Here is an 11845-nt window from a genome sequence, read left to right on the forward strand (position 1 = left end):
CTGATCGCCGCTCAGCTTCGCATCGCCATCACGTTTCCTGCGTCAGCCCTCTCCTCTCGTTGGCGAAGGCCAACTCGGGTTCATGCTTTCTTGGCCTCGGACGACCTGATCGCCGCTCAGCTTCGCATCGCCATCACGTTTGCTGCGTGTGGATGAGCTGAAACTGCGTCGGTTGCTGTTATCGCTTACACAGAGACCTGGGCTGTCGGTTGCAGTGCGTGGGGAGCCGACCGGTACGTTCTGGTGGTGATTGAGATCGCTGGAATCGATGTGCCCCGGGTGACCGACTGGCTCGTGGCCAATATTGCGGGCGCGGGGGCGCCCTTTCGGTTCGACACCATTGTGGGTGGCCGGTCAAACCTGACCTTCACCGTCACAGATGTCAACGATCAGAAGTATGTCCTGCGCCGCCCGCCGACCGGATCCGTGCTCGCCACGGCGCACGACATGGAGCGAGAGCACCGCATCATCTCGGCGATCGGCCAGACCAATGTGCCGGTGCCGGAAACGTTGGGCGTCTGTCGTGACATCGAAGTGACCGGTGCACCGTTCTATGTGATGAGCCATGTCGCAGGCGTCGTGCTCGACTCACAGGAACGGGCCGAGGAGCACACCACCCCCGAGCAGCGGCGCGTCGCGAGTGAACACCTGATCGATGTGCTCGCCGACCTCCACTCCGTCGACATCGATGCCATCGGGCTCGGCGACCTGGCGCGTCGTGAGGGCTACGTCGAACGCCAGGTCAAACGGTGGACCACGCAGTGGGAGAACTCCAAGACGCGCGACCTGCCAGCAGTCGACGAAGTCGCCCGTCGCCTCGCAGCAAACCTGCCGACCCAGGTCGGCGTCTCGATCGCTCACGGCGACTACCGGTTCGGCAACGTTCTCATCGACGGGGATCGAGTGACCGGAGTGCTGGACTGGGAACTCTGCACACTCGGCGATCCGCTCGCTGATGTCGGCTACCTCGGCGTGTATTGGACCGACCCGGGCACCGACGAAGGCCGCCACAATGACCCGTCGGGTCTCGACGGGTTCCCCACCTACGCAGCCATGCTTGAGCGCTATGCCAACCGCACCGGCCGCGATCTGAGCAACATCAACTACTACCGTGCGTTTTCCTCATGGCGCCTCGCGGTAATCTCCGAAGGCGTCTTCGCCCGGTACTCACAAGGTGCGATGGGCGACCAAGATGTCGACCAGGAAACACTCGACAATTTCCGCGAAGGCCCAGAACTTCTGTCGGCTGTTGCACTCGAACTCCTTGACAAGAACTGATCCCACGATGACCGAAACAACTCCGACTCTTCCTGCCGGTACCAAGCCGATTCGTTCGGGCGTATTGGCCGGCTGGACGCCTGGCGAGTTCAGCGCCGCCGAGATGAGCTTCCCCACGTACCGGCGAGGCAGCGGCCCCGCAGTGCTGGTGATCCATGAGATCCCAGGAATCACGCCGTTGGTTGCACAGTTCGGAAACGACGTCGTTGAGCGCGGATTCACTGTGGTGATGCCGTCGCTCGTCGGTACTCCCGAGAGGGCGCCGTCGCCGATCTATCTGGCGCAGTCGATGATCAAGATCTGCATCGCCAAAGAGTTCACAACGATGGCGTTGAACAAGACATCACCGGTCATCGCCTGGCTCCGTGCACTTGCTCGAAACGTCCACAACGAGGTCGGCGGGCCTGGGATAGGTGCCGTTGGCATGTGCTTCTCAGGTGGCTTCGCACTCGGGATGATGGTCGACGACATCATGCTTGCGCCGGTGCTTGCGCAGCCCTCGTTGCCGTTCGCTGTTGGCAAGAAGGAGCGGGGCGCAAACCTCAACCTGTCGCCTGACGACGAGGCAGCGATTGTCCAGCGAGCTCAGGACGGCTGCCAGGTGCTCGGTCTCCGGTTCGCCGGCGACAAGCTGGTCGGGGACCGATTCGCGACGCTGCGGGAGAAGCTCGGCGACGCCTTCATCGCGATCGAACTGCCGAGCATGGCCAAGAGTGATCACTCGACGCTGACTGAACAGCGCGACGAGGCGAGCGTCCAGAGAGTCCTCGACTTTTTCGTCGAAAAGTTGCTCTGAAAGAGAGAGTTGCGAAAGGGGCCTGACCCCATGCGTAACTATCTGGATTCGGCCATCTGCTTGGCGGCCTTGTAGTTGGCCTTGCCGTTGGGGGCTCGCGGGATCTCGTCGACGAACACGACCGTTTTCGGTGCCTTGAAGCCGGCAAGGTCGCATTTGACTGATGCGATGATGGTGGCGGCGTCGACTGAAGAGCCCGGAATCAGAGACGTCACAGCGGTCACCGCGTTGCCGAACTTCTCGTCGGGGATGCCGACGACGAGGCAGTCGAGGACTCCCTCGACCCGCTTCACCGCTTCTTCGACCTCTTCGGGGAAGACCTTCTCGCCACCCGTGTTGATGACCTGGCTGCCGCGGCCGAGCAGCACGAGCGTGCCGTCGGCCTCGACTGTGGCGAAATCGCCGGGGAACGAGTAGCGCTCGCCGTTGATCACGCGGAACGTGCGGGCGGACTTGTCGGGGTCCTTGAAGTAGCCGAGCGGCACGTTGCCGCCTGCAGCGACCATGCCGACGTCGCCGGAGCCTGGCACAACCTCTTCGTCGTGCTCATTAAAGACCTTGGCGAGCGGGCCCTTGGTGAACTTGGCCGTCTCGGTTGGCAAGCCCTTGGCGGTAATTTGGGTGCCCATCGAGCCTTCGGTTGACCCCATCGCATCCATCAGCACGACCTGCTCGATGCGATCGATGAGGTCTTCTTTGACCTCGGTGGTCCACATCACGCCTGACGAGTTGATCATCCTGATTGATGACATGTCGTACGCCGAGCCGTCTGGCTTGCCTTCATCGAGTGCCTTGATCAGCGGCTTGGCAAAGCTGTCGCCAACAATGGTGAGTCCGTTGACTCGGTGACGCTCGACGGTCTCGAGTACTTCATGTCCCTTCAAGCTGCGGGCGGTGAGGTTGACGATGTGTGCGCCGCCGAGCATCGGGATGAACCATCCGAGCCAGCAGCCGGTGCCGTGCATCACCGGGGCGCAAGGGACCGATGTGTATTGCCCGCCAGCGTCGGTCAGTTGCTTGACCATGGGGGCCATCTGGTCGGCCGACTCGGGGAGATCCATGCCGAGCAGTGGGAAGCCGCCGGCGGCGAGGCTCGCCGTCGACCCACCGACTGCGTACATGACGCCCTTCGGCATCCCGGTGGTCCCGCCGGTGTAGAGCATGTAGAGGTCGTCCTCTCGGCGTTCGATTCGTTCCATCGGAGCGTTGGCTGCGATCACGTCGTCATATGCCTGTGCACCCGGAACGTCCATCCATTCCTCGCCCTCGAGCAGGTCGTCGACAACGATCAGCAGCTTGAGGTTGGGCAGCCGATGGGCGACTCGGGCGACCCGGTCAGCGAGGGAAGCGTGAAAGACGATCGCTTCCGAGTCGGAGTTGTCGAGGAGGTACCAGAGTTCTTCGTCGAGGTATCGGTAGTTGACGTTGATCGCCACGCCGCGCATCTTGAACACCCCGTAGTGGGTCTCCATGTACTCATTCGAGTTGTACATGAACAGCGCGACCTTCGAGTCCGGCCCGAGCCCGGCAGCAGTGAACGCCTGGGCCATTCGTGCACCACGATCGTCGTACTCGGCCCATGTGCGGGTCGTGTCGCCGGTCGTGATGGCGGGTGCGTCGGGAATGACGTCAGCGATCGATTCCCAGATGGTGGCGAAATGCATCTCCATGGTCTGACCGTAGACCGCGCTCGTGTGCCAATCGTCACTCAGCGACTGCCATGCCACGACCTGAAACCAAGCTGACTCCGGTGTGACTGTCCGCCAGGTTCTGAAAATCAGATCGTGAGCCGGTTCACGCGCAGCTCGTTATAGATCGCTACCGCCTGATCGACAATTGGTGCGAGGTGCGGCGGCAGCGGAGCGGGTGGATCTGCCGGGGGTGGTCCGAATGACGTGGAGGCCTCTACGGCGGAGTACCAGTGGCGAGCCCACACGCCGTCGCTGGAGCGTGGTCCTGCTGGCCAGGTCAGCATTGCCGAGTCGAACGGCACATCGAGACGACGGCAGATTTCGCGCTGGTAGCCCACCGGATCGGTGAGGAAGTCGTCGGAGTCGACAACGAGCTCGCAGCGCTGAGCGAGCTCGACCTGCTGGGGCACGCCGATGTCATCGAGCGTCACGGACTCGCGCACCTTCGTGTAGCTCATGAGGACCCGTCGTGGATCGCGAAGCAACAGCACGTTGCGAAAGCTGTCGAGCCACGACCGGTCCATGTCGGGAAGCAGGTGGTGCGCCATGTGCTTCTGATAGCTGACAGCGATGCCGTCTGCAAGGGGCGCGAGGCACGCCGAGATCGCATCCTCGAATGACGTTGGGCCTGCGGCGACGATCTCGTCGAGGCCCGGGTGGTCGAGCCGAGTTGTGGCGAGATACGCGGCGTACAGCGGTTCGTCCATAACCGCCGTATCGGCCCGGTTCTCCCAACTGCGCATCATCGCTGTCGAGAGGTTGCGTGGCCCCGACCACATGGCAATCCGGGTCACAGGCTCTCCAGCATCTTGACGTACCACTGCTGCAACTGCTCAACCATGGGCCCACGGGCACCGGTGCCGATTGTCCGCCCGTCGATTTCGGTCACCGGTGCAATGCCGGCGAACGTGCCGGTCACGAACGCCTCGGTGGCGCCGTAACACTCGGTCACGCTGAAGTTCTTCTCGCGCCAAATCACATCGTTCTGTCCGCAGAGTCGCAAGACGTTGCGTCGTGTAATGCCCGGCATGCAGTAGTCGCCGGTTGACGTCCACACCTCGGCGGGACCGTCCGGGCCATCGGGATGGCGGACGATGAAAAAGTGCGTCGAATTGCAAGTGGCAACGAAGCCCTGCGGATCGAGCATCAACGCCTCGTCGGCGCCGGCCTTGGTTGCTTGGATGCACGCAGAAATACAGTTGAGCTTCGAGTGCGAGTTCCACTTTGGATCCTGCACGTCGGGTCGGCCGCGCCGGATCGAGACGGTGTACAGCCGCACGCCCTGCGTCAACGTCTGTGGGCGAGCTGTCTTGTACTCAGGGATGATGACGATGGTGGCAGGCGTGATCGTGAAACGCGGGTCCTGGTACGGCGTCGACTTGACCCCGCGAGTCACCATCAGGCGGATGTGCACGCCGTCAGCATCACCCATGTCGTTCGCGTCCAACGTGGCCTGGATCATGGCAGTCAGTTCGGCAGGGGAGCGACCGATGTCCATGTCGATGCCCATGGCGCCCTCGTAGAGGCGCCGCAGGTGATCGTCGAGAAACGCAAGCTTCCCACCGTGGACTCGGATGCCCTCCCAGACGCCGTCGCCGAGCATGAAGCCACTGTCAAATACCGAGACCATTGCCTTCTCGCGCGGCAACAGGTCGTCGTTGATGCCGATGATGATGTCGACGTTGCGCGGGTCGATGTCGTAGTCGTGAGTGCCGTGGGCCATTGCGTCATTCTGACAGCCGCAGCGATGTCCACTTCTGACCCGCGCGAAAGTGGCCGGGCTGGATGGGCTGGTTGGGGCTGGGATGAGACGAGACGAACGACGTCAGGGGGCGTAGGTCTGGATTGACTGTGTCGGGTCGTGATCGAGGAGTTGGGGGGCTCGGGCGGCGACTCGGGCACTCAACTCGGCGGCGTCAACGGTGAGGAGTTCGCGGTCGACCATCAGGGGGACTCCGTTGACGATGGTGGTCCGGACGTCGCTCGCTCGAGCGGAGTAGACGAGCGCGGCGAGCGGGTCGTGGAGCGGCTGGCAGTGGAGCCCGGTCAGGTCGACAAGGATGATGTCGGCGGGTGCGCCAACGGCAAGCCGCCCGGCCGAACTTCCGATAGCGCGCGCCGACTCTGGCCCTGCCATCGCCAACGCTTGACCGACGCCAAGCCGAGTGGCATCGCGATGCGTGAACTTCTGAGTCAGCGCCGTCAGCCGCATGTTTTCGAACAGGTCAATGCTGTTGCACGATGCCGGGCCGTCTGTTCCCAGGCCGACGGCGATGCCTGCTGAACGCAGCTCACCGATTGGTGTGAGCGGGTTCGTGGCAAGCTTCATGTAGGTCTTTGGGCAGTGCGCCACACCGATGCGATCGGCGAAGGGCGCGAGCAGCGCGATGTCGTCAGGGACGATCCCGCAGCCGTGCGCGATGAGTACGCCGGCGTCGAGCACGCCGGTGTCGGCGAGCACCTGCATCGGTGTGATGCCGCGTGCTGCAAGACTCGACTCGGTTTGCTCGATCGTTTCGGCGGCATGGAGGTGGACGCGAACCCCCAGCGTGCTGGCAGCCTCGGCTGCGGAAGTCAGGTCGGCGTCGTCGCAGGTATAGGTGGCGTGCGGCGCCAACGACGTGGTGATTCGGCCACCTGCGGCGCCGTTCCAGTCGGCAGCGAATGACGTCGAGGTTTCCAGACCGGCAGGCCCCTGGCTCGAGAAGAATGTCATGCCGAGGTTTGCTCGAAGCCCCGAGTCGATGACAGCCGCAGCGGCGCGGTCGGCGTGGAAGTAGTGGTCGGCGAAGCTGGTGATGCCGGCCTGGATCATCTCGGCGCAGGCCAGCTCGGTGCCGAGTTGGACGTCGTCTGTGGTGACGTTCACCTCGATTGGCCAGATGTGGTTATTGAACCACGACTCCACCGAGACGTCCTCGACTGCTCCGCGCAGCAGCGTCATCGCGGCATGTGTGTGGGAGTTGATGAACCCGGGCATCGCCAGGAGTCCGCTGGCATCGACGTCACCCGTCACCGACTCGGCAGATGTCGGCTCGATGGACGTGATCACGCCATCGACGACGTGGATGTCTTGACCGCTGACGACCGCACCGTTGATCAGCGCGTCACCGTTGCGAATGACGAGCGAACCTGCAGCGCTCAACGCGGCCCGCCGTTGATGTCGATGAGCGCGCCCGTTGTGTAGCTCGACGCGTCACTTGCGAGATACAGGGCGGCGCCGACGATTTCACTCGGCTTCCCACCGCGCTCCAACGCGTACGCCTGCGCGGCGCGCTCGTTGAATGCGTCGAGGTCCCAGGCTTTGGAGATGTCGGTGAGAAACGGCCCGGGCACGATGCAGTTCACACGGACCTTCGGGCCAAGCGTGCGCGACAGCCCATAGGTCAGGTTGTTGATTCCGGCCTTCGCTGCGCCGTACACCAACTCGTTCGGGCTTGGACGTTGCGACGCAATCGAGGAAACGAAGATGATCGACCCGCCTGCGTCGGTGGCGGCCATCTGCGTACCGACGAGCGCCGAGAGCCGAAACGGTCCCTTGAGGTTGACGTCGAGCACTTTGTCGTACAACTCTTCGGTGATCGTGTCGATCGACTTGTAGAGCGGCGACATGCCGGCGTTGTTGACGAGTACATCGACCTTGCCGAACTGCTCGTAGGCAACCTCGGCCAGTCGGTTGCTGTCGTCCCAGCTGCCGGCGTGGTACGCGACCGCCAGCGCGTTGCGGCCGGTTGTCCGCTCGACGTCTCTCGCAAGTTGTTCGCAGCTGTCGAGCTTGCGGCTGGCAATCACCACGTCAGCGCCGCGCTCGGCGAACGCCATCACCATCTCTTTGCCGAGTCCCCGTGACCCGCCCGTGACGATGGCAACGCGCCCCGTCATGTCGAAGAGGTCGGCCGGCCCAGATGTCTGATCACTCATAAGGCTGGAGCTTGTCAGACGCTGGTGCGCCTGACGGCGTTGGCGACTTCGTCGCCTGCAACGACTGACGTCGTTGCCAGCGGTGTTTGGGCTGGCGCCCGACTCGCTCACGCTCGAGGGCAAGCTTGGCGGATAGTGGTTGCCGGGCGCGGCGTGCTGATTGCGCTGAGACCAGGGCGCGGTGGGTGCTGCAAGAGTGGTCTTCGCCAGATCGTGGCACTTCGGAAGCGCAGTAGTCTCCTTATCATGAGCGATCAGATCCTCGACGTCGATCTCCTGGCTTTCGAGCGCGGTAGCTCCGAACAGCGGCGAGCCGTTGTCGACGGGGTGACCCGCAGCCTCGCGACCGGATTCGTCTATACCAGCCACGACCTCAGCGAAGACCTTCTCGACACGGCCTACGGCATGCTGCGGGAGTTCTTTGAGAAGACCCCTGACGAGAAACAGCAGAGCACGGCACGAGGCGCCAGCGGCCAGACCGGATACACGGGCCTCCTCGTGGAGACTGCTGCGTCGAGCGACACGCCTGACTGGAAAGAGATGCTGAACTGGGCTCGCGAGATCGACCCAGGCCACCCGCTGAAGCGGAGCTTCCCGCACTCGTACCCTGATCAGGTGCTGCCCGAGTCGGTGGTGCCCGGTATCACCGACGTGCTGTACCGGTTCCACGATTCAATCGCCGACCTGCAGCGCCGGTTCCTGCACGTCATCGCCGAAGGCATCGGCTGCCACGAGACGTTCTTCGACGGCATGGTCAAGGACGGGCCAACCCTGACGCGGGCAATTCGGTACCCGTCGATGGGCGAGATCCCGGCCTCCGACGACGATGCACCGAGCTACGTGTGGGCGGCGGAGCATGGCGACATCAATCTGATTACCGCGCTGCCGCGGGCAACCGCACCCGGGCTCCAGGTGAAGGTTGACGACCAGTGGGTCGACGCAGTTGCCCCCGACAATGGCGTCATCATCAACACCGGAATCATGCTCGAGCGGTTGACCAATGGTGCAATTCCGATTGGTTGGCATCGCGTCGTCGCTGCTCCCGGCTTCACCGGTGAGCGGTACAGCGTCGTTCAGTTCTGTCATCCCCGGCCCTGGACCGTTCTGGCGCCGGTGGCATCGTGCTGCACACCTGAGAACCCGCAGCGCTTCTCCGCGATGAGTGCGGCAGACGCGCTGAACGAAGTGCTCTACGAGATCAATCTCGTCGAAGACGCACGCCGCGTCACCAGGTGAGCGAACGTCAGAAGCGCAGGAAGTTCGCCGGCATTGTGTCGTCGCCGGCCAGAGCAAGGCTGACCCATACCTGGGCAGCAAGCTTGAGGTTGCGGCCCCAACTGCCAGGTATTTGATCCGAACCGCCCGCGCCGGGACCGTACGGTTGGGCCGGCATCCATGTGCATTGGCTGCTCGGACTGATCAGTGCACCCCATCCGTTGGCCTGAACTTGGCCGGTCGAGGTGATGACCCATTCGGAGTCGACCGAGTTGTTGTCGTCGGTGGTTTCGACCGTGACGGCTGCGGTAGTTGTGCTTCGGGCTGGGACCGACCACTGCCCGATGCCAGCCTGGCAGGTTGAGCCGAACAAGGCATCGACGACCGGGCCGAATGCATCAACTGGTTTGCCCTCGAAGTCGATGATCGACAGGCGGAGATGCGGGGCGATTGCGTCGGGATCGATGACGACAGTCGAGTCAGTCGGCACGTCTTCGCGGACGCCCATGGGGAGCGGATCGGTGTCACCCATGAACCCGATGATCTGTCCGGCTCGAACGGTGCGGCCCACTTCGGCGAGCACAGTCAGGCGCAGATGGTCAGGAGCGTTCCCGTCAGCGGTGCCCTGATTGTCGTCGTTGAAGCCGGCATAGATGTAGCTGAGGCCGTTGGTATCTGTGATCGTCACCGTGATGGGTTGATCGGAGCCTGGCTCGTCGTCAACAGCGGTGACCACACCGTCCGCTGCGGCACGGATCGGCTGCAGCTTGACTCCGAAGATGATGGCTGGAGCCTGCGGTGTACACAGGCCTGCGGCCTCGATGTCAGCACGCGAGATCGACGTGTCAGCTTGCGCCCCGGCTCCGTTTGTCAGGGCGTTGCAGTCGGGTGCAGCGAGACGTGATGGGCCGAGAACGGGGTACGCCACGTGAGCGATGCCGTCGTTGCTGCGCTTGAGGAGCGGTGGGGCGCCGAGTCGACCAATGGCTTCGCTGAGCGACAACGACTGCGACAGCGACTGCTGTACTGGCTGTCCGGAGATGGTGGCAAAGACCCCGAGCCACCGAGTCTGATACTCGCGGATGGTCAACACATTTCCTGCCGACGGAACTGGCACGATGTCCATCAGAGCTGGTTCGCGAGACGCCCGTGGGTAATACCACATCACCGGAATCATGGAGACGTCGTTGTTCCACTGCTTGAGGAAACGGACGACGTCGAGGGCGGCGCGTTCGTCTTGAATGTGCGGGGGTGCCAGGTAGGCGTGGGCGTAGCCGCCGTGGTTGGCCCAAGTGGAGCCGATGAACTGGTAGGCGCCCGATGCGTTGCCCCGGTTTGGCGGGAGGCCGTATTGGCCGCGCGACTCCATGTAGCGAATTGTTGCCATGACGTTCTCGATCTCGTCGGCGTAGATCGTGATGTTCTGCGGGGCCGGTGCAATGGTCGTCGAGACAACGGTGGCGGGAGCGGTCGTCGACGGGGTTGTTGTCGGGGCAACCGTGGTCGTGGTTGTCGTTTCAGACTCAACCGGGACGGTGGTGGTGGTGGCAGTGATGGTGGCAGTGATGGTGGCAGTGATGGTGGCAGTGATGGCGGCGGTCGCGGTCGCGGCGGTGGCGCTGTGAGGCGCCGGCTCGCCAGCCAATTCCTGGACGACGCTGGCTGACTCTTGGCCGACGCTTGCCACGGCGGTTGTCGCAGCAGACAGAGCGAGCACTGCGGCTGCTGCGACGACGCCAATCCGTTTCAGTGGCGAATGGTGACGGATGGAGGGGTTGGGAGTCATGACGAAGTGTGGGTGGGTCAAGAACCCCGCAAAATTCGCGCAGTTCAAACCATGGTTCATCGGCACATTCGATGCCGAAGTACCGCAAGAATTTTTTGAGGCTGTGCGTGACCGTAGCTTGTGCAACCGGTCGCCTCCGCGAGAAGCTACCGTCTGGGGTGCATGGTTGACCCCGAACAGGCGGACGAGGCGGTCGAACCGGTCGCCGTCGACGCCGAAGATTCGCCTGAGGTGGGCCCTCTGCCGCTGATCGACGTGATCCTGGCGGTCGATATCGGTGGCACGAAGTTCGCTGCTGGCCTTGTCACGGCACGCGGTGAGCTTATTGCGCGGTCGCGTGTCGAAGTGGAGCGTGACGTCGGCCCGGAGTCGCATTACACGTTGTTGGCGACGTTGGTCACCGAAATGCAGCAGCAGGCGGTCTATCAGGGTGCGCGAGTTCGTGCGCTCGGTGTCGGCGCTGCTGGACCGGTCACTCGCCAACTCGAGACCATCTCGCCGGTGAACATCCCCGAGTGGCGTGATTTTCCACTCCGAGCTCGACTTCAAGAGCTGACCGGTCTGCCCATGTTCGGCGATCTTGACGCAAAGGCATTGGCGTTGGCTGAAGGATGGCTGGGCGCAGCGCAGGGGCAGCGCGACTTCTGTGCGATAACCGTGTCGACCGGCATCGGCGGCGGCATCGTGCTCGACGGCGAACTTCTCGATGGAGAGTCCGGCAATGCTGGCCACATTGGCCACATCATCGTCGAGCCACTCGGCCGTCGGTGCGGTTGCGGTGCCCAAGGCTGCCTCGAAGCCGAAGCATCTGGCCTGGCCATCGAGCAGATCACCGGCCGGCCGCCGAGCGAACCGACCTACGAGATCATGCAGCGCACGGGAACCCTTGTGGGCCGCGCAGCTGCGTCGATCTGCAACTCGCTCGACCTGACCCTCGTGGTCGTCGGTGGTGCCGTTACGTTGGGCTTCGCAGCGACCTTCTTTCACTCGGCCCAGGCCGCACTTGATGAGAACGTCCGGCTCGCGTACAGCCGAGGAGCCCGCATCACGCCGTCGCGGCTCGCTGATTCGGGGCCGTTGATCGGCGCAGGTGCCGTCGGCTGGCGTGGCGTCCGCCGCGCGGCGCGCGGCGCGCACTGATTCTTCGCACGAAGCGCT

The 11845-nt window shown here is 63.4% G+C and carries 10 protein-coding genes; 4 read left to right on the forward strand and 6 right to left on the reverse strand.

Going from position 1 to position 11845, the window contains the following annotated elements; all coding sequences use genetic code 11:
* The first annotated feature begins 246 nt into the window (after positions 1–246).
* Both ACH2EI_RS07645 and ACH2EI_RS07650 read left to right on the forward strand, forming a co-directional pair.
* Complete coding sequence (locus ACH2EI_RS07645; RefSeq protein ID WP_395154651.1) at positions 247–1278, forward strand: phosphotransferase family protein; 1032 nt, start codon at positions 247–249, stop codon at positions 1276–1278.
* Between the two features lie 49 nt (positions 1279–1327).
* A complete protein-coding gene (locus ACH2EI_RS07650; protein WP_395154670.1) occupies positions 1328–2074 on the forward strand; it encodes a dienelactone hydrolase family protein in 747 nt (248 codons plus the stop codon).
* A 38-nt stretch (positions 2075–2112) separates the two neighbouring features.
* On the opposite strand, the gene ACH2EI_RS07655 is transcribed toward ACH2EI_RS07650, so the two are convergent.
* From ACH2EI_RS07655 to ACH2EI_RS07675, 5 genes are all read right to left on the reverse strand, one after another.
* Positions 2113–3744, reverse strand: a complete 1632-nt coding sequence (locus ACH2EI_RS07655) for an AMP-binding protein (RefSeq protein ID WP_395154652.1) — start codon at positions 3742–3744, stop codon at positions 2113–2115.
* A gap of 107 nt (positions 3745–3851) precedes the next feature.
* Positions 3852–4559 carry an HAD family hydrolase gene (locus ACH2EI_RS07660; protein ID WP_395154653.1) on the reverse strand — a complete coding sequence of 236 codons (708 nt, stop codon included), beginning with the start codon at positions 4557–4559 and terminating at the stop codon, positions 3852–3854.
* Positions 4556–5488: an aminotransferase class IV gene (locus ACH2EI_RS07665; RefSeq protein ID WP_395154654.1), complete on the reverse strand. Its 933-nt coding sequence runs from the start codon at positions 5486–5488 to the stop codon at positions 4556–4558. The genes ACH2EI_RS07660 and ACH2EI_RS07665 overlap by 4 nt, the downstream gene beginning before the upstream one ends.
* A gap of 102 nt (positions 5489–5590) precedes the next feature.
* Positions 5591–6910 carry an amidohydrolase gene (locus ACH2EI_RS07670; RefSeq protein WP_395154655.1) on the reverse strand — a complete coding sequence of 440 codons (1320 nt, stop codon included), beginning with the start codon at positions 6908–6910 and terminating at the stop codon, positions 5591–5593.
* Positions 6907–7686 (reverse strand): SDR family NAD(P)-dependent oxidoreductase, encoded by a 780-nt coding sequence (locus tag ACH2EI_RS07675; RefSeq protein ID WP_395154656.1) that lies wholly within the window; start codon positions 7684–7686, stop codon positions 6907–6909. The genes ACH2EI_RS07670 and ACH2EI_RS07675 overlap by 4 nt, the downstream gene beginning before the upstream one ends.
* Positions 7687–7932: 246 nt before the next feature.
* Between ACH2EI_RS07675 and ACH2EI_RS07680 the strand changes: the two genes are divergently transcribed.
* On the forward strand, positions 7933–8922 hold the full coding sequence (locus ACH2EI_RS07680; protein ID WP_395154657.1) for an isopenicillin N synthase family dioxygenase: 990 nt from the start codon (positions 7933–7935) through the stop codon (positions 8920–8922).
* Positions 8923–8929: 7 nt separating this feature from the next.
* On the opposite strand, the gene ACH2EI_RS07685 is transcribed toward ACH2EI_RS07680, so the two are convergent.
* Positions 8930–10687, reverse strand: coding sequence for a hypothetical protein (locus ACH2EI_RS07685; protein WP_395159619.1), 1758 nt, complete (start codon positions 10685–10687; stop codon positions 8930–8932).
* 162 nt (positions 10688–10849) lie between these two features.
* On the opposite strand from ACH2EI_RS07685, the gene ACH2EI_RS07690 reads away from it, so the two are divergent.
* Positions 10850–11827 (forward strand): ROK family protein, encoded by a 978-nt coding sequence (locus ACH2EI_RS07690; RefSeq protein ID WP_395154659.1) that lies wholly within the window; start codon positions 10850–10852, stop codon positions 11825–11827.
* Positions 11828–11845: the final 18 nt, after the last annotated feature.

The organism is Ilumatobacter sp., assembly GCF_041688325.1.
In the GTDB taxonomy this organism is placed as follows: domain Bacteria; phylum Actinomycetota; class Acidimicrobiia; order Acidimicrobiales; family Ilumatobacteraceae; genus Ilumatobacter_A.